Source organism: Micromonospora sp. CNZ322, from assembly GCF_007827755.1.
Map to the genome: position 1 here is coordinate 44,336 of NZ_VITD01000014.1, position 22,021 is coordinate 66,356.

Annotated in this window: 22 protein-coding genes; 15 read left to right on the forward strand and 7 right to left on the reverse strand. The window is 71.1% G+C overall.

What is annotated here, in order from left to right; all coding sequences use genetic code 11:
* Positions 1 to 69 precede the first annotated feature (69 nt).
* From FB453_RS26820 to FB453_RS26830, 3 genes are all read left to right on the forward strand, one after another.
* Entirely contained in the window at positions 70 to 930 is an 861-nt protein-coding gene (locus FB453_RS26820; RefSeq protein ID WP_486480482.1) for a carbon-nitrogen hydrolase family protein, read from the forward strand.
* Between the two features lie 65 nt (positions 931 to 995).
* Positions 996 to 1,640: an HAD family hydrolase gene (locus FB453_RS26825; protein WP_091403736.1), complete on the forward strand. Its 645-nt coding sequence runs from the start codon at positions 996 to 998 to the stop codon at positions 1,638 to 1,640.
* A 211-nt stretch (positions 1,641 to 1,851) separates the two neighbouring features.
* Positions 1,852 to 2,784 carry a serine protein kinase RIO gene (locus FB453_RS26830; RefSeq protein WP_112588664.1) on the forward strand — a complete coding sequence of 311 codons (933 nt, stop codon included), beginning with the start codon at positions 1,852 to 1,854 and terminating at the stop codon, positions 2,782 to 2,784.
* Between the two features lie 44 nt (positions 2,785 to 2,828).
* Here the strand turns inward: FB453_RS26830 and FB453_RS26835 are convergent, their stop codons facing one another.
* Positions 2,829 to 3,077 (reverse strand): DUF2630 family protein, encoded by a 249-nt coding sequence (locus FB453_RS26835; RefSeq protein ID WP_091403743.1) that lies wholly within the window; start codon positions 3,075 to 3,077, stop codon positions 2,829 to 2,831.
* Between the two features lie 366 nt (positions 3,078 to 3,443).
* Between FB453_RS26835 and FB453_RS26840 the strand changes: the two genes are divergently transcribed.
* From FB453_RS26840 to FB453_RS26880, 9 genes are all read left to right on the forward strand, one after another.
* Complete coding sequence (locus FB453_RS26840) at positions 3,444 to 4,835, forward strand: cytochrome P450 (RefSeq protein ID WP_145794736.1); 1,392 nt, start codon at positions 3,444 to 3,446, stop codon at positions 4,833 to 4,835.
* Positions 4,832 to 5,749 (forward strand): terpene synthase family protein, encoded by a 918-nt coding sequence (locus tag FB453_RS26845; RefSeq protein ID WP_145794738.1) that lies wholly within the window; start codon positions 4,832 to 4,834, stop codon positions 5,747 to 5,749. Before FB453_RS26840 ends, FB453_RS26845 begins: the two co-directional genes overlap by 4 nt.
* Positions 5,742 to 7,358: a prenyltransferase/squalene oxidase repeat-containing protein gene (locus FB453_RS26850; protein ID WP_145794740.1), complete on the forward strand. Its 1,617-nt coding sequence runs from the start codon at positions 5,742 to 5,744 to the stop codon at positions 7,356 to 7,358. The genes FB453_RS26845 and FB453_RS26850 overlap by 8 nt, the downstream gene beginning before the upstream one ends.
* Before the next feature lie 124 nt (positions 7,359 to 7,482).
* Entirely contained in the window at positions 7,483 to 10,035 is a 2,553-nt protein-coding gene (locus tag FB453_RS26855) for a nitrate- and nitrite sensing domain-containing protein (protein WP_145794742.1), read from the forward strand.
* Between the two features lie 92 nt (positions 10,036 to 10,127).
* Positions 10,128 to 10,550, forward strand: coding sequence for a roadblock/LC7 domain-containing protein (locus tag FB453_RS26860; protein ID WP_091403761.1), 423 nt, complete (start codon positions 10,128 to 10,130; stop codon positions 10,548 to 10,550).
* 5 nt (positions 10,551 to 10,555) lie between these two features.
* Positions 10,556 to 10,942 (forward strand): DUF742 domain-containing protein, encoded by a 387-nt coding sequence (locus FB453_RS26865; protein ID WP_030337267.1) that lies wholly within the window; start codon positions 10,556 to 10,558, stop codon positions 10,940 to 10,942.
* Entirely contained in the window at positions 10,923 to 11,534 is a 612-nt protein-coding gene (locus FB453_RS26870) for a GTP-binding protein (protein ID WP_112588672.1), read from the forward strand. Before FB453_RS26865 ends, FB453_RS26870 begins: the two co-directional genes overlap by 20 nt.
* 85 nt (positions 11,535 to 11,619) lie before the next feature.
* Complete coding sequence (locus FB453_RS26875; protein WP_091403763.1) at positions 11,620 to 11,955, forward strand: YciI family protein; 336 nt, start codon at positions 11,620 to 11,622, stop codon at positions 11,953 to 11,955.
* A gap of 5 nt (positions 11,956 to 11,960) precedes the next feature.
* On the forward strand, positions 11,961 to 13,220 hold the full coding sequence (locus tag FB453_RS26880; RefSeq protein ID WP_486480483.1) for an RNA polymerase sigma factor: 1,260 nt from the start codon (positions 11,961 to 11,963) through the stop codon (positions 13,218 to 13,220).
* Positions 13,221 to 13,231: 11 nt separating this feature from the next.
* Here FB453_RS26880 and FB453_RS26885 read toward each other — a convergent pair whose 3' ends face one another.
* A complete protein-coding gene (locus tag FB453_RS26885; protein ID WP_145794744.1) occupies positions 13,232 to 13,420 on the reverse strand; it encodes a DUF397 domain-containing protein in 189 nt (62 codons plus the stop codon).
* On the reverse strand, positions 13,411 to 14,178 hold the full coding sequence (locus tag FB453_RS26890; protein WP_145794746.1) for a Scr1 family TA system antitoxin-like transcriptional regulator: 768 nt from the start codon (positions 14,176 to 14,178) through the stop codon (positions 13,411 to 13,413). The genes FB453_RS26885 and FB453_RS26890 overlap by 10 nt, the downstream gene beginning before the upstream one ends.
* Before the next feature lie 114 nt (positions 14,179 to 14,292).
* On the opposite strand from FB453_RS26890, the gene FB453_RS35120 reads away from it, so the two are divergent.
* A complete protein-coding gene (locus FB453_RS35120; protein ID WP_486480484.1) occupies positions 14,293 to 14,736 on the forward strand; it encodes a hypothetical protein in 444 nt (147 codons plus the stop codon).
* Between the two features lie 69 nt (positions 14,737 to 14,805).
* Here FB453_RS35120 and FB453_RS26900 read toward each other — a convergent pair whose 3' ends face one another.
* From FB453_RS26900 to FB453_RS26910, 3 genes are all read right to left on the reverse strand, one after another.
* Positions 14,806 to 15,180, reverse strand: coding sequence for a type II toxin-antitoxin system VapC family toxin (locus tag FB453_RS26900; protein ID WP_145794748.1), 375 nt, complete (start codon positions 15,178 to 15,180; stop codon positions 14,806 to 14,808).
* Positions 15,177 to 15,431 (reverse strand): type II toxin-antitoxin system prevent-host-death family antitoxin, encoded by a 255-nt coding sequence (locus FB453_RS26905; protein ID WP_145794750.1) that lies wholly within the window; start codon positions 15,429 to 15,431, stop codon positions 15,177 to 15,179. Before FB453_RS26905 ends, FB453_RS26900 begins: the two co-directional genes overlap by 4 nt.
* A gap of 119 nt (positions 15,432 to 15,550) precedes the next feature.
* Entirely contained in the window at positions 15,551 to 18,403 is a 2,853-nt protein-coding gene (locus tag FB453_RS26910) for an aconitate hydratase (RefSeq protein WP_145794752.1), read from the reverse strand.
* A 213-nt stretch (positions 18,404 to 18,616) separates the two neighbouring features.
* Between FB453_RS26910 and FB453_RS26915 the strand changes: the two genes are divergently transcribed.
* Complete coding sequence (locus FB453_RS26915; RefSeq protein ID WP_486480485.1) at positions 18,617 to 19,378, forward strand: DedA family protein; 762 nt, start codon at positions 18,617 to 18,619, stop codon at positions 19,376 to 19,378.
* 70 nt (positions 19,379 to 19,448) lie between these two features.
* Here FB453_RS26915 and FB453_RS26920 read toward each other — a convergent pair whose 3' ends face one another.
* Positions 19,449 to 20,111 carry a C39 family peptidase gene (locus FB453_RS26920; RefSeq protein ID WP_145794754.1) on the reverse strand — a complete coding sequence of 221 codons (663 nt, stop codon included), beginning with the start codon at positions 20,109 to 20,111 and terminating at the stop codon, positions 19,449 to 19,451.
* A 689-nt stretch (positions 20,112 to 20,800) separates the two neighbouring features.
* Between FB453_RS26920 and FB453_RS26925 the strand changes: the two genes are divergently transcribed.
* Complete coding sequence (locus FB453_RS26925; protein WP_145794756.1) at positions 20,801 to 22,021, forward strand: macrolide family glycosyltransferase; 1,221 nt, start codon at positions 20,801 to 20,803, stop codon at positions 22,019 to 22,021.

The following is a 22,021-nucleotide window of genomic DNA, read 5'->3' on the forward strand; positions in this document are numbered from 1 at the left end:
CGTTGCAGGTCACCCCGGGGCATGCAAACCGTACGTACGGCTTGGGACGTCGCCGATTACGATCGCCCGGTGACTCAGCCTCGCACCCTGCCCAGCTCCCCGCTGACCGTGGCCACCGTCCAGGCCACCCCCACGCCGGGCGACGTCGCCGGCAACGCGGTCATGGCCGCCGACCTGGTCCGCCGAGCCGGCGAGCGGGGCGCCCGGGTGGCCGTCCTGCCGGAGCTGTTCCTCTGCGCGTACCACCCGCCGGTTCTCGCCGCCGACCCGGTCGGCACGGACGTCGCGGCCGATCCGGCCGGGATGGTCGCGGATCCCCGGCTCGACCCGCTGCGGGCGGCGGCGCGCGAGGCCGGCGTCACCGCGTTGGTCGGGGCGGCCGTCCGCCACCCGGACGGTCGGCGGACCATCGCGGCGCTGGTGGTGGACCGGACCGGCGAGGTGCGGGTCGGGTACGACAAGCAGCAGTTGTGGGGCGACGAACGGGAGCTGTTCACCCCCGGCGATCGGGGTGCCACGCTGCTCGTCGACGACTGGCGGCTCGGGCTGGGAATCTGCTACGACGGCTGTTTCCCCGAGCACGGCCGGGCCGCCGCCCTCGACGGCGCACACGCCTACCTGTGCCCCAGCGGATACCTGGCCGGCTCGGAGCACCGCCGGGATCTGTACTACGCCGCGCGTGCCCTGGACAACACGATGTTCGTGGTCTTCGCCAACGCGGTCGGCGGCGTCGACCCGTGGCGGTTCAACGGCGGCGCGGCCATCTACGACCCCGAGGGAAGGGTGCTGGCTCGCGGGGCAGACGACGGCACGGCGGTCCTCGTGGCGACTCTGGATCCCGCCGTGCTCGCGGCCACCCGGACGGCCCACTCGATGCTCGTCGATCGGCTGCCGGACCAGGGTGGCGCGCGGCTGTCGATGCCTGGCTGAGCCCTTCGTCAGCTCGATACCCGCCGCATCTGTTGGCGGACACGTCGGTCCCGTAGGGTGCCCGAGTGCCACTGCTCCTGCTGGACCTGGACAACACCCTGCTGGATCGGGCCGGGCCGTTCCGCCGCTGGGGTGAGCGCTTCCTGGACAGCATCGGCGCGCCCCACACCGACATCGACTGGCTGATCTCGATCGACGCCGACGGTCTGACCGACCGCTGGGACCTCGCCGACGCCATCCGGGACCGCTACGAGCTGCGCATTCCCTCGATCGACCTGGTCGAGGAGCTGCACGACGGGGTGGTGGCGCAGACCCGGCTCGACCCGCTGACCGCCTGCGCGCTGCGGATCGCCGACGACGCCGGCTGGGTGCCGGTGGTGGTCTGCAACGGCACCGTACGCGTCGAGGACGCCAAGATTCGCCAGACCGGGCTGGACCAGTACGTCGCGGACTGGGTGATCTCCGAGGAGGCCGGGGTCAGCAAGCCCAACCCGAGAATCTTCGCGCTCGCCGCCCAGCGGGTCCGGATGCCGCTGCGGGGGGCGTGGGTGATCGGCGACAGCCCGGAGGCGGACATCGGCGGTGCCGCCGCCGTCGGGCTGCCCAGCGTCTGGCTGCACCGGGGGCGCACCTGGTCGGACGTCCGGTTCGCGCCGAGCCGCACCGTGGACGGGTTGATCGCCGCCGTCGCCACGGTCCTGGCCCGCTGAGGGTTTCCGCGCCGGCGACTGGGCGTCGGAGCGGCCGTTCGGGTGGCGGCTCGGTAATTCGGTTGACCGCCCGACGTGATGGTACGAGCATTGTCCGCGCATGGTGCATCCCGGGCGAGTGCCCGGTCGAGGAGAGGGGGTCGGTCATGGCCGTCTTTGCAGGTCGCTTCCAGCTGCCTATCTCAGCCTCGACCAAGGGAACCTCACCACAGTGCGCGATCATGACCTTCCGGCGCTCGAGCGCCGAAGCCGCGGCAAGAGCCGCTTCGACGACGACGAACCGCAGTTTCTGAAGCGCGGGCGGCCCACCGAGCCGCTCGCAGACCCGGACAGCGAGCCCGACCCGGACACCGGCGAGCGCTGGTCGTCCTGGGACGACGCCGTGCACGGGCCACAGCCGCACCCCGCCTGGCTGGTCACCGAGTTGGCCGCCAAGGACACCGAGCTGGGTGTGTTGAAGACCGGCAAGGAGGCGGACGTCCACCTGGTCCGTCGCGCCGTGCCGGACACCGACCGGTCCTGCCTGCTCGCGGTGAAACGCTACCGCGATCCCGAGCACCGGTTGTTCCACCGCGATGCCGGCTACCTGGAGGGCCGTCGGGTGCGCCGGTCCCGGGAGAACCGGGCGATGGCCGGCCGGACGGCGTTCGGCCGGCAGATGATCGCCGGGCAGTGGGCGGCGGCCGAGTTCGCCGCGCTGAGCCGGCTCTGGGAGATCGGCGCCGGGCACGACCGGATCGCCGTGCCGTACCCGGTGCAGTTGCGGGGCACCGAGCTGATGCTGGAGTTCGTCGGTGACGCCGATTCGGGGGAGGCGGCACCCCGACTGGCCCAGTTGCGACCCGGCCCGACCGAGCTGCGTGACCTGTGGGCCCAACTGGTGGAGGCGCTGCGGGTGCTGGCGCGGGCCGGCTACGCGCACGGAGACCTGTCGCCGTACAACCTGCTCGTGCACCAGGGTCGGCTGGTCGTGATCGACCTGCCGCAGGTGGTCGACGTGGTGGCGAACCCACAGGGGCCCGAGTTCCTGGCTCGCGATGTGCGGGTGGTGGGCGCCTGGTTCGCGGCCCGGGGCCTCCCCGCCGAACAGGTGGACCCCGGCATGTTGACCGGAGAGCTGCTGCACGAGGCGGGCCTGCGCTGATCGGAGCGGGTCGGGCGGCCACACCGCCCGACCCGCCACGTCGGCTATTGCAGGTAGCGCTCCACCTCGGGCTTGGGGCGTTCGCCCTGGGCGTCCGGGTCGCCGTGGGTCTCCCGGGCGGCCCGTCGGCGGCGCAGCAGGTCCCAGCACTGGTCGAGGGACTCCTCCAGGGCGCGCAGTCGCTCGCTGGCCTCGCCTTCGGTGCCCGACTCGTGGGCCTGGGCGTCGGCACGCAGCTTGTGTTCCTCGTCGACCAGCTCGGAGATCCGGTTCAGGATGGTCTTGTCGTCCATGCCACAGAGCCTGGCACAGGGTGCCGGGCATCGCCCGGATTCGGGGGTACCGGTGCGTCCTGGGTCACCGACCCGCCCCGGTCAGCCCGATGCCGCCCGTCCGGCCGATGCCGCGGCCAGGTCGGCGGCACGCGCCCGGTCCGCCCATCGCACGGGACCGTGCCTGAGTGTCCATTCAGGAATCGAACAAGATGAGAACATCGACGAGTGTGCGTGCACTTAGATGGAAATTGCGCCGTCCGCAAGTCTGGAGGTGCCCCTCGTTTGGTGAGATGCTTCCGTCGGCCCAGAAGGTGAAAGTTTCATCAACCCGCCCGACCGAAGTGGACCGCTGCGGTCGCCGGGACGACGAGGAGACGTGGTTCGATGTCGCAGGTGTTCGAGGCGCGCCCCGCCACTGTCAGCACCGAGCCCCGGACAGTCCCGTTACGACGCGCTCTGCCGGCACTGGTCCGCGATCCGCTGGGCGCGCTCGTCGACTTCGCCCAGGACGCCGACGGCGACGTCGTCCGGCTCAACCTCGGCTCGTTCCGCCCCTATCTCGTCAGCCATCCTGAGCACCTGCAACGCGTCCTGCGGGACAACGTTGCCAACTACACCCGGGACGGCGACGGGCTGCTCTGGCGACCCGTGCGTCGAATCGTCGGCGACGCCATCCTGGTCGCCGAGGGTGAGATCTGGGAATCCAGCCGAGGCGCGCTGCAACCGTTGTTCACCGCCAAGCGGGCCGAGACGCTCGTCGACAAGATGGCCGAGGCGATCAACGAGGCGGTCGACGAGTGGCTCGAACCGGCCCTCGCCGGGCGCCCGATCGACGGCGGCGCCGAGCTGACCCAGATCGTCCTGCGCACCACCATGCGGGTGCTCTTCGCCGACCGGATCTCGGTCCCCGATGCCCTACGGATCAGCGCCGCGCTGAACACCCTCACCACCGCGATGCTCCCCCGGCTGCTGATGCCCGCCGTGCCGTACGCGGTGCCGATGCCCGGCGACCGGCGCTTCCGCGACGCGGTGCGCGCCATCGACGAGGTGGTGCTGCCGATCATCCGGGAGGCCCGGGCCCGTCCCACCGACGGTGAGGACATCATCTCCACGCTCTGCCGCCCGCGCGCAGATGGCAGCGAACCCGACGAGTACGCGATCCGCGGCGACGTGGTCGCGATGTTCTCCACCGCCACCGAGACCACCATCGCCCTGCTCTCCTGGCTCTGGCCGGTCCTGGCGTCCCGGCCCGACGTGGCCGAGCGGATGACCGACGAGATCGAGCAGGTGGTCGGCGCCGAACGGGTCGGCCGCGAGCACCTGCCCCAGCTGCGCTACGGCCGGATGGTGCTCGACGAGATGCTGCGGCTCTACCCGGCCGGCTGGATGATCCCGCGCACCGCGGTCGGCGACGACGTGCTGGGCGGGGTGCGGATCAAGGCCGGTGGCACGGTGCTGGTCAGCCCGTACGTCACCCAGCGGATGTCAACGTTCTGGACCGACCCGGCGCTCTTCGACCCGGAGCGGTTCGCGCCGGAGCTGCCCCGGCGGCGCTACCGCTACTCCTACTTCCCGTTCGGCGGGGGCCCGCACCAGTGTCTCGGGCAGTACCTGTTCCTGCTGGAGGCGCAGCTCATCGTCAGCACCGTGCTGAGCCGCTACCGTTTCCGGCTGCGCGAGCCGGCCGACCTCACGCCTCGGATGGGTGCCTCGCTGCAACCCAAGCAGCGCGCCGAGGTCATCCTCACCCCGGTCGAGCGTCCGGTCGCGTCGTGACGGAGACCCCGCGACCGGCGCGGGCCGGTCAGGACGCGGTCGCCGAGCAGGGCCGGGTGTGCGCGCTCGCCGTGCGCGGCGTACGCGACCTCCAGGACGTCACCGCCGCCCACCCGGAGCTGTTCGACGCCGCACCGTTCGACCCGGCGCTGCTCAGCTCGGTGGCCACCGTGGTCGCCTTCATCGCACCCTGGCACACCGCCGCCGAACTGCGGATCACCACCCGTACCGTGCTCTGGGTCTTCGCGGCCGACTGGCAGATCGACTACCTGGCCCGGTCCGTGGACGACGTCCGGCAGGTGGTGACCGACTGCCTGGCGGTGGCCGATGGCGCTGTGCCCCCACCGGGGCGGCACCTGGCCCGGCTGCTGGCCGACCTGCGCGACGAACTGGCCACCGTGCCGGCGTTCGCCCGGCTGCGCCCGATCTGGCGCGACGAGCTGGCCCGGATGCTCGCCGCCGCGGCTCGGGAGTGGGACTGGAAGAACCTGCCGACCGACCCGACCACCGGGCGACGCCTGCCGGACCTGGACCGCTACCTGGAGAACGCCGACAACTCCGGCAGCTCCTTCGTCAACGCCACCCACTGGATAGCCACCGGCGACGAGAAGACCCTCGCCCAGTTGGCCGACCTGCTGGACGCCGGACGTGGCGTCCAGCGGGTGCTGCGGCTGGTCAACGACCTCGCCACGCAGAAGCGCGACGCCGAGTGGGGTGACCTGAACGCCCTCTCGCTGGTCGACGACCCGGCGCAGGTGCACGATCGGCTGGCCGAGCTGACCGCCCGGTCCCGGGGGGACCTGGCCGCCCTCGCCGAGCGCTGCCCCCGCCAGGCGGACTACCTCAACCGGCAGATCTCCTTCACCGGCGGCTTCTACCAACTGTCGGACTTCTGGGGGGAGCGCGATGAGTGACGGTGCCACCCGGATGCTCGCCGACGCGGCGACCACTGCCGACCCGGTCGCCGACGCCGCCCGCGAGCTGATCGCCGGCCTGGCGCTGCGACCGTGGGGGCAGGTCGCAGCGTCGGTGTACGAGACCGGGCGGCTGGTCGCCGTCGCTCCCTGGCTGACCGGGCACGACCAGCGGATCGCGTTCCTGTTGCGCAGCCAGCGCCCGGACGGGGCGTGGGGCCCACCCGAGGGGTACGCCCTGGTGCCGACGCTGAGCGCCACCGACGCGCTGCTCGCGGCACTGGCCGACGGCCGGGCCGGGACGGAGCTGCTCGCTGCGGTGGCCCGTGGGCTCGGCGCGCTCGTCGGCACGCTGCTCATCAGCGACGCCCGGACTCTGCCGGACACCCCCGCGCTGGACCTCATCGTTCCGGCGTTGGTCGACGCGATCAACGACCGGCTCGCCGGGCTGGAGCGGGCCACCGCCGCCCGACTGCCCCGCCCGCCGTTGCCGCTGCCCACCGGACTCAACCGCGACCGGCTGCGCGCGGTGCGGTCCGCGGTGGCCGCCGGAGCGACGCTGCCACCGAAGCTGGCCCACTTCTACGAGATCCTGGACGCGACACCCACCGACGCTGGCCCCACGCTCACCGCGGTCGGCGCCTCACCCGCCGCGACCGCGGCCTGGCTGACCGCGGCCGGCCCGGCCGCCGGCCCCGCCGCGCACGCCTTCCTGCGGGCGTTGATCCGGGACGGAGGCGGCCCGGTGCCCTGCCCGGCACCGATCACCGTCTTCGAGCGAGCCTGGGTGCTGAGCGGCCTGCGCCGGGCCGGGATCACGATCAATCCACCGGCCGCCGTCCTGGAGAGCCTGACCGCTGCCACCGCCGGCCAGGGAATCGCCACCGGCGACGGCCTGCCGACCGACGCCGACACCACGGCGGTGTCCCTCGACGCGTTGGCCCGGCTCGGCCGTCCGGCGGACCCGGCCAGCCTGTGGGCGTACGAGACGGCTGACGGTTTCTGCACCTGGCCGGGGGAGGACGGCTTCTCGATCACCACCAACGCCCACGTGCTGGACGCCTTCGGTCAGCACCTGGCCCGTCACCCGGACGCGGAGGCGCGCTATCACCTGGCGGTCGACCGGCTGAGCACGGTGCTGACCGGGCGCCAGCGCGCGGACGGCGCCTGGCAGGACCGGTGGCACGCCTCGCCGTACTACGCCACCGCCTGCTGCGTGCTGGCACTGGCCGAGTTCGGGCGGGGTGCGGCCGCCGCCGAGGCGGTGGATCGGGCGGCCGGCTGGGTGTTGAACAGCCAGCGCGCGGACGGTTCGTGGGGGCGATGGGACGGCACTGCGGAGGAGACCGCGTACGCCCTCCAGGTGCTGCTGACGGTGCCGACAACGGTGCCACGGGTCGACGACGCCGTGGCTCGTGGGCACGCCTACCTGCACGAATCCGCCGGCCGGGAGCACCCTCCACTGTGGTACGGCAAAGAGCTGTACTGTCCGACCGTCATCGTTGGCGCCACTGTGCTCGCCGCCTGCCGACTGGCCAGCATCCGTGTCTCCGGCGTGGACCGATCGGTGGTGGATTGCGGTTACCAGTCAACAAAAACAACAACTTGAGGGGTTGTGTCGACACTGCTAGCGTACGCAGAGCCTCAGCCCCGGATGCCCCGCTGCGGTGGGACGTCGCCCCCTCTGATCATTCGTTGATGAGCTGAGTCAACGCCCGGCCTGGGACGGTTCAATGCGTTCTCGCGGTACGAGTATCCGCACCAAGGTTATTGCCCTGCTGCTCTCCCTGGTCGCGCTCTGGATGTTCGCGGCGTGGGTGACCCTGCGCGACGGCTTCAACCTGCTCGGTGTCCAGCTGATCAACAGCAAGGTCTACACGCCGAGCGAGCCGCTGTTGCAGGGGCTCCAGGCGGAGCGGCGGCTGACCCAGTCGTACCTGAGCAATCCCGAGGCCGCGCAGCGGACGGCTCTTGAGGCCGAACACCGCAAGACCGCGCAGCTGGCCGCCGACTTTGCCGACTCGGTGCGCAACTGGCAGGTCGACGTCGCCGGCAGTTCCGCACTGGACAACCAGCTCGGCGTGACGATCGCCCAGGTCAACGCCCTGGAGCGGACCCGTGCGGAGGTGCTGGACCGCAAGATCGACCGGATCGCCGCCGCCGAGGCGTACACCGACACGATCGAGTCGATCTTCCAGATCTACGACGTGACGGGCAGCCTGGACGACAAGCAGATCGCCGGCGAGGCCGCGGCCCTGATCCAGCTCAACCGGATGAAGGAGCTGATCTCCCAGGAGGACGCGCTGCTCAGCGGCCTCTTCGGCAACGGCCGGATGAGTGGGCCGGAGTACGTCCGCTACGTCAGCCTGGTCTCCGCAGAGCGGTTCCTCGGCGAGGAGGTCCGGGTCCGCCTCGCCAACGCCGACCAGCGCCGTTACCAGCAGCTCGTCGAGGGTGAGGCGTTCACCCGACTGCGCGCCGTGCAGGACAGCATCATCCGTGAGGGCCGGCCGTCGACCCAGTTGCCGGTCGGCGCCGAGCAGTGGCGGGTCACTGTCGAGCCGGCGCTGGCCGGGGTGAACGACACAGTGACCACCGGCGGCGAGGGCATCGTGGACCGGGCCACCGGCGTCGCCGTGATGGTCGTCGTCCGGCTGGTCCTCGCCACCGGCCTCGGCCTGCTCGCCGTCATCGCCTCGGTCGTCGTCTCCATCACCACGGCCCGGACCCTCCTGCGCCAGCTGGAGCGGCTGCGGCAGGCCGCCTGGCAGCTCGCCGACGAGCGGCTGCCCCGCGTGGTCGAGCGACTCGGCCGAGGCGAGGAGGTCGACGTGGCCACCGAGGCGCCCCCGCTGGAGTTCGGCACCGACGAGATCGGCCAGGTCGGCAAGGCGTTCAACGCGGTCCAGGAGACCGCGTTGCGCACCGCCGTCGAGCAGGCCGACCTACGTCGCAACGTCCGCGAGGTCTTCCTGAGCCTGGCCCGACGTACGCAGGCGCTCGTCCACCGCCAGCTCACCCTGCTCGACGCGATGGAACGCCGCGAACACGACGCGGAGGAGTTGGAGGACCTGTTCCGGGTCGACCACCTGGCCACCCGGATGCGGCGCAACGCGGAAAACCTGATCGTGCTCTCCGGCTCCACCCCCGGTCGGGCCTGGCGGCGCAACGTCCCGATGGTCGACGTGGTGCGCGGCGCCGTGGCCGAGGTGGAGGACTACACCCGGGTCAACGTGCTGCCGCTCGGGCCGGTCTCGCTCGCCGGCCGCGCGGTCGGCGACGTCATCCACCTGCTCGCCGAGCTGATCGAGAACGGCCTGTCGTTCTCCCCGCCACACACGACCGTCGAGGTCCGCGGCCAGCTGGTCTCCAACGGGTTCGCCATCGAGATCGAGGACCGGGGCCTCGGCATGAGCGAGGAGGACCTGGCCGCGGCGAACCACCGGATCGTCGACCAGTCCGAGCTGAACCTCGCCAACGCCGCCCGCCTCGGGCTCTACGTGGTGAGCCGGCTGACCGAACGGCACGGCGTGCGGGTACGGCTCAAGGAGTCCGCGTACGGCGGCACCACAGCTGTCGTGCTGATCCCGCTGGAGCTGGTCAACCAAGCCGACGTCTCCCCGGAGGACTCCGGGTCGTTCCGGACCGGCTCGGCCATCCCGATGCCGTCGGCGCCCGCCACGGACAGCGGCCGTCCGGCGTCCCTCGCACCGGTCGCGCTCGCCGCGCCGACAACCACCGCGTCGGAGGTGGCGGTGACCTCACCGGCGCCGATGCCGGCCGACACCACCGCGCCGACGACGGACGAGGAGGCCGAGGCGGACACCGTTCTCCCCACCCGACAGCGGACCACCCCGGCAACCGGCACCCCCGACCTGCCCACCCGCGCCCGGCGTGGCCCGGCCCAGCCAGCCCTGGAAGCCCCGACCGTGCCCACCGGCCTGCCCGCCGTCGACCGCACCCGCCCGGAGACCCCTGACGGAGAGCCGGCCGGCGAGGGTGGCCCGGTGCCCGCCCGCGCCGAGGCGGAGCGGACCGACTCCGGCCTGCCCGTCCGGGTCCGACAGGCGAACATCGTTCCCGAGTTGCGAGACGACCCGGCGGTGTCCGAAACCGACGACGAGGATGTGGTGCGCCCGCCGGAGCAGGTTCGCCGGATGATGAGCTCCTACCAGACCGGCACCCGGCGTGGGCGGACCGACGCGGCTCGGCTGCTCGGCGGCGCCTCCGGTGCCCCGGCGGCGACGCCGTCCGAGCCGACCGACGAGGATCCACAAGCGACCTGACCGAGCACCGACGACGCGGGTTTCCCGCGCGGTGTGACGGTCGAGCCCAAGACGAACAACGGCGCACAGCCGGGCGAGAAGAGGACGACGAAGTGACCCAGAAGACGGCTTCGAGCGCCGACCTGACGTGGTTGCTGGATGACCTGGTGGGCCGGGTGAAGCAGGCCGAACACGCGGTCGCGCTCTCCACCGACGGCCTCTTGATGGCCTCCTCCCAGGGGTTGAGCCGGGACGACGGCGAGCACCTCGCAGCGATGGCGGCCGGCATCCAGAGCCTCGCCCGAGGCGCCGGCAAGCGTTTCGGTGGTGGGCAGGTGCAGCAGACCATCATCGAGATGCAGTCGTCGTTCCTGTTCGTCACCGCGGCCGGCCGCAACGCCTGCCTGGCGGTACTGGCCAGCGAGGACGCCGACGTCGGCCTGATCGCCTACGAGATGGCGATGCTGGTCACCCGCGTCGGCAAGTACGTCGCATCGCCGTCGCGCGGCACTGATCAGCAGGTCGGCGAGAGGTAACGGCGATGACGGTCCAGGGGGAGTCCGCAGACCATCAGTGGGTGGATGACCACGCGGGTCCGGTGGTGCGTCCGTACGCGGTGACGCGTGGTCGGGCCCGCCCGGTCACCGGCACATTCGACCTGATCTCCCTGGTCACGGCGACCCGAGCCGAGGTCACGCCCGAGGTCGGTCTCGGTCCTGAGCATTTGGCGATCGTCGGGCTGTGCCAACGCATACAGTCCGTCGCCGAGATCGCCGCCCATCTCGACCTGCCGGTGGGCACCATCCGGGTGCTCCTCGGTGATCTGGCGGCCCGCAGCCTGGTGCAGGTCCGCGAGCCGCAGACCACGGCCGGTCTTCCCGACAACAGCATCTTCGAGGCGGTAATCAATGGACTACGGGCACTCTGACCGGCCGGCGGGAGCGACGCCACTGCCCACCGCGATCAAGATCCTGGTCGCGGGCGGCTTCGGCGTGGGCAAGACGACAATGGTTGGCGCGGTCAGCGAAACCCGGCCGTTGCGCACCGAGGAGGTGCTGACGGAGACGGGGGTCGGCATCGACGACCTGTCCGGGGTGGAGGGCAAGACCACCACCACCGTGGCCATGGACTTCGGCCGGATCACCATCAGCGACGACCTGGTGCTGTACCTGTTCGGCACGCCGGGGCAGGACCGGTTCTGGTTCGTCTGGGACGAGTTGGCGTTGGGGGCGATCGGCGCGGTGGTGCTGGCCGACACCCGCCGGCTCGCCGACTGCTTTCCCTCGATTGACTACTTCGAGGGTCGGGGCACGCCCTTCGTGGTGGCGGTGAACTGCTTCCAGGACGCCCGGAAGTACCGGCTCGACGAGGTGCAGGCCGCGTTGAACCTGGACCCGGGTGTGCCGGTGCTGCTCTGCGACGCCCGGCAGCGTGAGTCCAGCAAGGAGGTGCTCGTCACGCTGATGGAGCACGCCATGAAGACCCGCGAGGCCCGTCGCCGCGCCGCCAGCGGAGACTGACAGAAGTTTTTCGGGGGAGGGTGTCCGGAACGCCGCCGGCCGATCGTCATGCTGGCGACACCCCGAGAAACCAGGGAGCGACCAGATGAAGTACATGATGTTCGTTTGCAGCGACACCCAGCCGGACACCGACCCCACCGAGCTGCCCGACATCGAGAAGTGGGTGGCGGAGAACGACTCCCGTGGCCGCCGCCTGACCGGCAACGTGTTCGCGTCGCCCAGCGCGGCCACCACCGTCCGTGTTCGCGACGGTGAGCTGCTCGTCTCCGAGGGGCCGTTCGCGGAGACCGCCGAGGTGATCGTGGGCTTCGACCTGCTCGACTGCGCCGACCTGGACGAGGCGATCGAGGTGGCCCGCACCCACCCGATGGCCCGCAACGGGCGACTGGAACTGCGTCCGTTCGCGGACCTGTCCGACTGACGAGGTTGTCCACCTCGCAGCGCCGGCCGGTGCGCACCCCGGCACCGGCCGGCGCGGCGGCGGCGGAGGCCGCCGCGGCCGCCAGCGTCGAGGCGTACCCCCGGATCGTCGCGACCCTGATCCGGGTGACCGGGGACTGGGCGTTGGCCGAGGACTGCGCCCAGGAGTCGTTGACCGTCGCGCTGGAGCGTTGGCCCACCGACGGTGTGCCGGCCAACCCGGGTGGCTGGCTCATGACTGTGGCGCGCAACCGGGCGATCGACGTGTTGCGCCGGGCCACAGTGGAGCGGCGAAAGCTGCACGACCTGGCGTTGCTCACGCCAGACGAGGCGCCGCCCGAGCCCGAGGTGGGGCAGGACGTGGTGGACGACCGGCTGCGTCTCATCTTCACCTGCTGCCATCCGGCGCTCGCGATGGAGGCCCGGGTGGCGTTGACGCTGCGAACGGTCTGCGGCGTGCCGACCGCTGACATCGCGCGCCTGCTGCTGGTCAGCGAGTCGACGATGACCCGCCGGTTGACCCGGGCGCGCACCCGCATCGCCCAGGCGGGCATCCCGTACCGGGTGCCGAGCGGGCCGGCGCTGACCGAGCGGCTGCCCGGCGTCCTCGCCGTGCTGTACCTGCTGTTCACCCGGGGCTACGTCGCCGACGGCGAGCCGGCCTTCGCCGACGAGGCGGTCCGGCTGGCCCGGCTGCTCGACCGGCTGATGCCCGACCAGTCCGAGGTCGCCGCGCTGCTGGCGCTGTGCCTGTTCCAACACTCCCGTCGGGACGCCCGCCGCGACGCCGACGGCAACCTGCTCACCCTGGAGCGGCAGGACCGCGACCGGTGGGACCGCGCCGCCATCACCGAGGGCCTGGCCGCCCTCGATCGGGTACGCCACGACGGGCCGTACGCGTGGCAGGCCCGGATCGCCGCCTGCCACGCCACCGCCGCCTCGGCCGACGAGACCGACTGGCCGACGATCGCGCGGGCCTACGACGCGCTCGCCGACCTCCGCCCGTCACCGGTGATCGCGCTCAACCGTGCGGTCGCGCACGGCTACGCGTACGGGTCGGCCGCCGGGTTGGACCTGCTCGACGCGGCGCGCGCCGACGGCGGGCTGGACGGCTATCCGCTCGCCGTGGCGGTGCAGGCCGATCTGGTGGCCCGGCAGGGCGACCTGAGACGCGCGGCAGGGCTGTTCCGGGAGGCGGCGGCAGCGGTGGGCTCAACCGCCGAGCGCCGTGCGCTGCTCGACCGGGCCGACGAACTCGCCCGGTAGAGCAGTCGGGGTCAGCCGCGCTTGGCCAACGCCAGGAACCGGATCCAGGCCGCCGGGTCGAAGGCGAGCGCCGGACCGGCCGGGTCCTTCGAGTCACGTACGCCGATGACGCCCGCGAGGTTGTCGGCCACCTCGACGCAGTTTCCGCCGTTGTTGCCACTCTTGCTGCTCTTGCGCCACCGAGCGCCGGTCAGGTCCATGATGCCGCCGCTTCCCTGATGAGATTGAGGGACTGTGCCCGCGACAGGGCGCCGTCGCGAATGCGTTCCCACCGTCGATCGAGCGTAGCAACGTCGGCAACCTTGTCGATGAGCTGCGCTTGCGCCTGGCTGTCGACGTGCGCGACCCGCGCCCCGTCCGGCATCTCGGCCACTGTGAACGGCCCACCGAGACCCGGATACATGCCGACGTCGGCGGGCACGACGAACAGCGACACGTTCGGCAGCGCGGCCTGCTCGGCCAGCCGCTCGCACTGCTCCCGCATCATGGCCCGGTCGCCGTCGAGGGTGCGCCGGAGGACTCCCTCGTCGAGGACCGCGACGAGCAGCGGTGGGCGTTCCCGGCGCAGGATGGCCTGCCGGCTCAGCCGCGCCTCGGCGAGGTCGTCGGCCTCGGCCGGCGTCAGCGCCTCGCCGACCAGTGTCGCCAGTGCGTACGCCTTCGTCTGAAAGAGGCCCGGTATCCACGTGAGCTCGAACCACCGCAGCGACAGTGCCTCGCGCTCGATCTCGGCCCACTGTCGGAACCAGGCCGGCGTCCGGCGCTTCAGCGCGTCCGGCCACAGCTCGTCGACGTTCCGGCCGAGCAACTCGGCGACCCGAGCGCGGTGACGCGTCTGCGGAATTCGTCCCGTGCTCGCCCACTTGGCGGCCGTCTTCGGATCGACACCAATCTGAGCAGCGAGACTGTCCGCCGTGTGGCCCCTCTCGGCCATCGCCGCCTGTACGGCTCGATTCATCTCCAGACCCTCCAGAACGTTCCAGACGTCGGAAGGAAATACTTCTACGCGGTGTGATCGCTTGGCAACCCTCGGCAGGGTGCTGTGTAGACAGCATCGAAGAGGGAGCACCGGATGCCCGACGACAGGTCCTGCAACCGCCCACATCGGCCGGGGAATCGACCGGGCCAACCGGCCTCGCCCCGTGCGAACGTCGCCGGCCCGACCGGGCCACGGCACCCGCCGTACCGAGGTCCCGGTCGCGCGGGGAACGACGTACCCAAATCACGCTGGCGGTCCCGGTGCGGCCCGCCGGTCGCGCACACCGCCGACGGCCCGCTGTGGACGTGCGACGCCTGCGGTAGGGACTGGCCCTGCCCGGCGCTGCGAGCGACCCCGACGGACGCGGCCCGTCGCGCGACCCTGATCCCCGAGTTCTCCCGGATCACCCGCCGGGCGATCCGCGACCTGCGCGGCCAGCCCGGCGGACCCGACCCGGTCGCCATCGTCCGCCGTTTCCTCTGGTTTCTGCCGCTCACCGACGAGGAGGCCCGCGCGGTCGCGCTGCGACTGCGCTGAGCGCTCACCCCGACGGGTGCCGGGCCCTGATCGACCGGGTCGACGACCTCATCCGCGAGCGGACGAGAGTCATGCCACCAGGATCGGTACGTCGTACTTCTGGATGCGGTCGTCCCGGGTGACCAGGGTCAGCCCTTCGTGCAGGGCCTGCGCGACCAGCATCCGGTCGAAGGGATCCCGGTGGATCACCGGCAGCCGACCAGCCGCGATGGCGTGATCGTGGCGGATCGGGAGTTCGCGCAGTTCGGCGTCACGGATCCGTTCGGCGAGGTCGGCCGGGCCGGCCAACTTGCCCAGCGACTGTTTGATCGCGACCTCCCACAGCGTGACCGGGCTCAGGTACACGTCGGGTTCGGTGTCGATGCGGTCCTTGATGTCCGTGGCGAGGAGCGGGTCGTCGGTCAGCCACCAGAGCACCACGTGCGTGTCGAGCAAGAGCCTCATCCGGGCAGCCCGAAGTCGCGAGCAATCTCGTCGTTGACCTCGTCGGAATCCCAGTTACCGGTGAGGTCCAGCGCACCGCGCAGAGACCCCCGACCGGTGCGTGTCGTACGACGAAGAGGGATGACCTTGGCGACCGGGTTACCAGCCCGGCTGATCACGATCTCCTCGCCATGCTCGACCCGTTCGATGATGCGTGACAGGTTCGTCTTCGCATCATGGATGTTGAACTGCGCCGCAGCTTCACCGGCCACCGTGGCACCTCCTTAGCTAAGAGGTTAGCCCGTGGCACGGGCCGGTACGAGGAGCGACCCGGGAACGACGCAGGCTCCCTCCCGCCGAGGGCGGGAAGGAGCCTGGCGACGTCGGTACGTCAGTTGGCGATCATGCGGCGCAGCACGTACTGCAGGATGCCGCCGTGCCGGTAGTAGTCCGCCTCACCGGGGGTGTCGATCCGCACCACGGCGTCGAACTCGACGCCGGTGTCGGTGCTGACCAGCACGGTGCGCGGGGTCTCACCGTCGTTCAGGGCGGTCACCCCGGTGATGGTGAACGTCTCGGTGCCGGTCAGGCCGAGCGACTCGGCGGTGACGTCCACCGGGAACTGGAGCGGCAGCACGCCCATCCCGATCAGGTTCGAGCGGTGGATTCGCTCGTACGACTCGGCGATGACCGCCCGGACGCCCAGCAGCATCGTGCCCTTGGCCGCCCAGTCCCGCGACGAGCCCGAGCCGTACTCCTTGCCGGCCAGCACGACCAGCGGGATGCCGGCCTCCTGGTAGGCCACCGAGGCGTCGTAGATCGAGGTCTTCTCGCCGGTGAGGTGGTTGACGGTGAAGCCGCCCTCCACCCCCGGCACCAGCTGGTTGCGCAGCCGGATGTTGGCGAAGGTGCCCCGGATCATCACCTCGTGGTTACCCCGGCGGGAACCGTACGAGTTGAACTCGTGGCGCGGCACGCCGTGCTCGGCCAGGTACGAGCCGGCCGGCGAGTCCGCCTTGATCGCGCCAGCCGGCGAGATGTGGTCGGTGGTTACCGAGTCACCCAGCTTGGCCAGCACCCGGGCCGCGGAGATGTCGACGACCGGGCTCGGCTCCTGCTGCATGCCCTCGAAGTACGGGGGCTTACGCACGTAGGTGGAGTCGTTCTCCCAGGCGAAGGTGTCGCCGGTCGGGGTCGGCAGCGACTGCCACCGCTCGTCGCCGGCGAAGACATCGGCGTACGCGGCGCTGAAACCGGTGGCGCCGATCGCCTGGGCGATGACGTCCTGGATCTCGGCGCTGTTCGGCCAGATCTCGCGCAGGTAGACCGGGTTGCCCTCGGAGTCCTCACCGATCGGCTCGTTGGCCAGGTCGATGTCCATGGTGCCGGCCAGGGCGTAGGCGACCACCAGCGGCGGCGACGCCAGGTAGTTCATCTTGACGTCCGGGTTGATCCGGCCCTCGAAGTTCCGGTTGCCCGAGAGCACCGAGACCACCGACAGGTCGTGCTCGTTGACCGCGGCCGACACCTCCTCGGGCAGCGGGCCCGAGTTGCCGATGCAGGTGGTGCAGCCGTAACCCACCAGGTTGAAGCCGAGCTTGTTCAGGTACGGGGTGAGGGCGGCCCGCTCGTAGTAGTCCATGACGACCTTCGACCCGGGCGCCAGGGTGGTCTTCACCCACGGCTTGCGGGTCAGGCCCTTCTCCACGGCGTTGCGGGCCAGCAGCGCGGCACCGATCATCACCTGCGGGTTGGACGTGTTGGTGCAGGAGGTGATCGCGGCGATCACCACGGCACCGTGGTCCAGCTCGTACTCGACGCCGTCGGCGCCGGTGACACGGACCGGGTTGCTGGCCCGGCCGCCCGCGCCCACCGCAGCGGTCTCCAGGTCACGAGGCTCGTCGGCCGGGTCGCTGAACTCGTTGGCCGGCGGGTCGCTGGCCGGGAAGGACTCGGCGCTGGCCTCGTCGGCCGGGCCGTTGGCGCCACGCGGCAGCTCCTCGCGGGGGACACCCGGCTTGAGGTCGCGCTCACCGACGGAGTCGTCGGCCACGTAGTCGGTCAACGCGGAGCGGAACAGCGTCTTCGCGGCACCCAGCGGCACCCGGTCCTGCGGGCGCTTCGGGCCGGCGAGCGACGGCTCGATGGAGCCGAGGTCCAGCTCCAGGCGCTCGGAGTAGTCCGGCTCGGCGTCCGGGTCGTGCCAGAGGCCCTGCTCCTTGGCGTACGCCTCGACCAGCGCGACCTGCGCCGCGTCGCGGCCGGTCAGCTCCAGGTAGCGGATCGTCTCCGCGTCGATCGGGAAGATCGCCACGGTGGAGCCGTACTCCGGGGACATGTTGCCGATGGTGGCCCGGTTGGCCAGCGGCACGGCGCCCACGCCGGGGCCGTAGAACTCGACGAACTTGCCGACCACACCGTGCTTGCGCAGCATCTCGGTGATGGTCAGCACCAGGTCGGTGGCGGTGGTGCCGGCCGGCATCTCACCGGAGAGCTTGAAGCCCACCACCCGGGGGATCAGCATGCTGACCGGCTGGCCGAGCATCGCGGCCTCGGCCTCGATGCCACCGACGCCCCAGCCCAGCACGCCCAGGCCGTTGACCATGGTGGTGTGCGAGTCGGTGCCGACCACCGTGTCCGGGTACGCCTGACCGCCCCGCTCCATGATGGTGCGGGCCAGGTACTCGATGTTGACCTGGTGCACGATGCCGGTGCCCGGCGGGACGACCTTGAACTCGTTGAACGCGGTCTGACCCCAGCGCAGGAACTGGTAGCGCTCCTTGTTGCGCTCGTACTCCAGCTCGACGTTGCGGGCGAACGCGTCCTCGCGGCCGAACAGGTCGGCGATGACCGAGTGGTCGATGACCAGCTCGGCCGGGGCGAGGGGGTTGACCTTGCTGGCGTCGCCGCCCAGGTCACGTACGGCCTCGCGCATGGTGGCCAGGTCGACCACGCAGGGCACGCCGGTGAAGTCCTGCATCAGGACCCGCGCCGGGGTGAACTGGATCTCCACACTCGGGGCGGCGGTGGAGTCCCACCCGCCGAGCTGGCGGATGTGGTCGGCGGTGATGTTCGCGCCGTCCTCGGTCCGCAGCAGGTTCTCCAGCAGGATCTTCAGGCTGTACGGCAACCGCGCGTGGCCGTCCACCTTGTCGATCTTGAAAATCTCGTAGCTCGCGTCTCCGACGCGTAGCCGGGTCTTCGCACCGAAGGTGTCGAGGCTCGCCACGTCGTACTCCTTCACACCAGCGACCGTGAGTAGTCCTGAGCAGTCTGTCGCACCGGTCGGGGTGCCGCCGAGGTTAGGTGACACTTACCGCCCGATTCCGCTTCTAACAAAACCGTACGTCCGTCTTGCTATCTGCGCAACCTGACGTCACGGGTTGGGTGACCCACGACCGCGCCGCCCTGTCGGCTCGGCGGGGTAGGGTCGGGGCCGATTCGGAAGGGGTGCCGAGTGATCGACGTTCAGCACTGGCTCTCGGCGCTGCCTCCGGGCGTGGTCTACCTGCTCGTCGCCGGAGTGATCGGCGTGGAGAGCATGGGTGTTCCGCTGCCCGGCGAGATCGTCCTGGTCAGCTCCGCCCTGCTCGCCGCCACCGGAGTGGTCGAGCCGGAGTGGGTGGCCAGCGCGGCGGCGTTCGGCGCCATCGTCGGCGACTCCGTCGGGTACGCCGTCGGCCGACGCGGCGGTCGTCCGCTGCTCGCCCGGCTGGGCAGACGGTTCCCCAAGCACCTGGGCCCGGCGCAGCTCGCCCGTGCCGAACAGAGCTTCGCGCGGCACGGCGTCTGGGCCGTCTTCTTCGGTCGGTTCGTGGCACTGCTGCGGATCCTGGCCGGGCCGCTCGCCGGGGCGCTGCACGTGCCGTACCGCCGCTTCCTGGTGGCGAACGCGGCCGGCGGGTTGGTCTGGGCCTTCGGCACGACGTACCTGCTCTACTCCGTTGGTCGGGCGGCCGAACACTGGCTGAAGGACATCTCCTGGGCCGGGTTGGTCCTCGCGGTGCTCGCCGGGCTCGGCAGCACCTGGTGGCTGCGCCGCCGCGCGCACCGCGTCGCGTCGGCCGACGGCGCTACCGACATGACGGCGGCCGAGGTGCCTTCCGGCGGTCAGTCTGTCGGGGCGGCTTCGGGCGGTCACTCTGTTGCGGCGGGCTCTGGCGGTCAGGCGGCTGTGGTGGCCCCCGGCTTTGAGCCGACCCGCGCGGGCGAGCACTGACCTAGGCATGCCGAAGGGCCGGACCCCGTGGTGGGGTCCGGCCCTTCGGTGTGTGCTGGTGGTGTGTGGGTCAGCTGGTGGCGTAGCCGCGGGTGGCGATCCAGTCGGCGAGGTGCTCGACGCTGATCTGGTAGGCGGCCTGGTTGGGGTCGGCGGAGTCGGCGATGGTGACGGTGTTGCCGTTGTCGTGGTAGCCGACGACGCTGATGTAGTGCCCGCCCTCGTAGGAGTGGGTGTTGCCGTCGGTGTCGGTGCTGGTGCCGGCGATGTTGGCGACTACGGCCCGGCCGTCGTCGACGGTGTGGACGATGTCGGCGCGCAGGGTGTCGGTCTGCTTGGTGTCGGCGTCGGGGGTGCTGATTTCCACGGACCGGTAGGCGTCGTTCTTACCGGTTTCCTTGTTCAGCACGGGGGTGATGTCGTTGATGGAGTTGGTGCCGGCCTCGGTGGTGCCCATTTCCTTGGCCATGTCGTCGACGTTGATGTTCTTGCCCTGTACGGACAGGGCGTTACGGGTGGCGGCGGGCCCGCAGTAGTAGAAGTTCGGCTGGGCCTCGTAACGCACACCCAGTTCCCGCTCGCTGTGGCCCTTGCGGTCGGTCTGGGTCTGGGTGGTGGGCTTGCCGGTGGTGGGTGCGGCGAAGGCGGTGGTGACGGGGCCGGCGATGGCGCCGCCGGTGAAGGCGAGGCCGGCGGCGGTCAGGGCGGTCTTACGGATCAGATCGGTACGCATGATGGCGTGCTCCTCTGGCGTCGGGGGTGCCCACCTCAGGGGATGGGTGGTGCGGGGGAAGTTCGAGGGGTTCTGCCCGGTGACCCGCAACGAGGGGGTCGGCGTCGGGACAGGGTGTAACCGTTCGCGGTGGCGGGTCATTCCGCCTACCCGCGGGGGTCGGCCTGTTGTGGTGCTCGGCCGTTCGGGGGATGTAACCGGGGCGGCCTGGCGGGTGTTCCCGGCGGGGCCGGCCCGCCATGACCCGGGCTGTTGCGGTGGTCTGCCAGGTATAACGACCCGGCCCGGCCGCCGATTCCGCCGCCAGGGTGGCCCCGACCACCCGACACCCGACACCAAACCCGATAAACCCCCACCCCGCTGGCCCGGCGAACCCGACACGGCGGTCACGGCGGCGTGATCCACTCGGGTTCCTGAAAGTCGCGGTGTCCGGGCGGCGGGGATGCCCCGACATCATGAAAGCCGAGTGGATCACTTCGGTACGTCCAGCCCGACTGGCCGGACATTCAACGCTAACGGCATGCCAAGGCTGACCAGGCGCCGAAACGACGTGAACCGTCGCTTATGAATCGAGTACCTGGTCTGCGGCGCGCTGCCACCAGGCAACATCTAGGCTCTGACCGAGAAGGGTGGATCATGGACGCTGCAATGTGCCGGGCTCTGGCTCCTTCCCCGCCCGGGGTCGGCCGATGAGCGCAGTGGCATTCCTGAACATCGCCATGCACGGGCACATCAACCCGACACTGCCCGTCGTGGCCGAGCTTGTTCGTCGTGGTCACTCCGTCACCTATCACACGACGCCGGCCTACGCCGAGCAGATCGCGGCCACCGGGGCAGGGGTGTTCCTCTACCCCGGGGACGACCTACCGCTCTCCGGCCCGCCGACGCCCGTCACGGTGATGGAGCAGCTTGCGCGTACCGCCGTACGCGTGCTGCCCGCCGTCCTCACCGATCTGCGGGGCACCCGACCCGATCTGATCGTGCACGACTCCCTCTGCCCGTGGGGGCCGGTGGCCGCCCGCGAACTCGGCGTGCCGCCGGCATCGTCGTTCACCACGTTCGCCTTCAACCGGCACGTGCCCAGCCCGACCCGCGGCTCCTGGGAGTTGCTCGGCGCCGCGGCGGCCCTTCCCCGTCCGACCGTGGGCTATCTGAGGTCCCGCTGGGAGCTGCGCCGCCGGTACGACACCCGCCGGCTGCCCCTGATCGACCTGGCCAACATCCGTCAGCCGCTCAACCTGGTCTACACGTCGCGGGCGTTCCACCCCGAGGCGGACAGTTTCGACCAGTCCTACCAGTTCGTCGGGCCCAGCATCGGTGCCCGCCCCGCAGACTCGTCGTTCCCGGCCGATCGACTGCGGGACCCGGTGGTGTACGCCTCGATGGGCACGGTGTTCGACGCCCCGCAGCTGCTACGCACCTTCGCCGATGCGCTCGCCCCGCTGGGTGGCACCGTGATCATGTCCACCGGACACACCGATCCCGCCGCGCTTGGCCCGCTACCGGACAACGTGCTCGCCTACCGTTCCGTACCGCAGCTGGAGGTGCTGGCCCGCGCGGCGCTGTTCATCACCCACGGCGGGGTGAACAGCGTCAACGAAGCCCTGTACGCCGGCACCCCGATGCTGGTGGTCCCGCAGGGCGCCGACCAACTGCTGGTGGCTTCCCGCATCGTCGAGCTCGACGCCGGCCTGTCGATCCGTACCGAGGACGTCACGGTGGAGGTCGTGCGGGCCCTCGCTCAGCGCCTGCTCGACGAGCCTCGATTCCGCGCCGCCGCGAGCACCCTGCAGGCCGCCCAGCGTCAGGCGGGCGGCTACGTGCGTGCCGCCGACGTACTCGAGCACTTCGTGCAGCAGACCGGCTCGGTCACTCGGCCGGGTGCCGTCGAACTGCCACCACAGGGCTGA

Bases quoted from the DNA above. Each gene is read 5' to 3' on its own strand.
- FB453_RS26835 (WP_091403743.1), bottom strand. From the start codon at position 3,077: ATGGACGACAAGACCATCCTGAACCGGATCTCCGAGCTGGTCGACGAG.
- FB453_RS26840 (WP_145794736.1), top strand. From the start codon at position 3,444: ATGTCGCAGGTGTTCGAGGCGCGCCCCGCCACTGTCAGCACCGAGCCC.
- FB453_RS26850 (WP_145794740.1), top strand. From the start codon at position 5,742: ATGAGTGACGGTGCCACCCGGATGCTCGCCGACGCGGCGACCACTGCC.
- FB453_RS26855 (WP_145794742.1), top strand. From the start codon at position 7,483: ATGCGTTCTCGCGGTACGAGTATCCGCACCAAGGTTATTGCCCTGCTG.
- FB453_RS26865 (WP_030337267.1), top strand. From the start codon at position 10,556: ATGACGGTCCAGGGGGAGTCCGCAGACCATCAGTGGGTGGATGACCAC.
- FB453_RS26870 (WP_112588672.1), top strand. From the start codon at position 10,923: ATGGACTACGGGCACTCTGACCGGCCGGCGGGAGCGACGCCACTGCCC.
- FB453_RS26875 (WP_091403763.1), top strand. From the start codon at position 11,620: ATGAAGTACATGATGTTCGTTTGCAGCGACACCCAGCCGGACACCGAC.
- FB453_RS26885 (WP_145794744.1), bottom strand. From the start codon at position 13,420: ATGGACCTGACCGGCGCTCGGTGGCGCAAGAGCAGCAAGAGTGGCAAC.
- FB453_RS26890 (WP_145794746.1), bottom strand. From the start codon at position 14,178: ATGAATCGAGCCGTACAGGCGGCGATGGCCGAGAGGGGCCACACGGCG.
- FB453_RS35120 (WP_486480484.1), top strand. From the start codon at position 14,293: ATGCCCGACGACAGGTCCTGCAACCGCCCACATCGGCCGGGGAATCGA.
- FB453_RS26900 (WP_145794748.1), bottom strand. From the start codon at position 15,180: ATGAGGCTCTTGCTCGACACGCACGTGGTGCTCTGGTGGCTGACCGAC.
- FB453_RS26920 (WP_145794754.1), bottom strand. From the start codon at position 20,111: ATGCGTACCGATCTGATCCGTAAGACCGCCCTGACCGCCGCCGGCCTC.
- FB453_RS26925 (WP_145794756.1), top strand. From the start codon at position 20,801: ATGAGCGCAGTGGCATTCCTGAACATCGCCATGCACGGGCACATCAAC.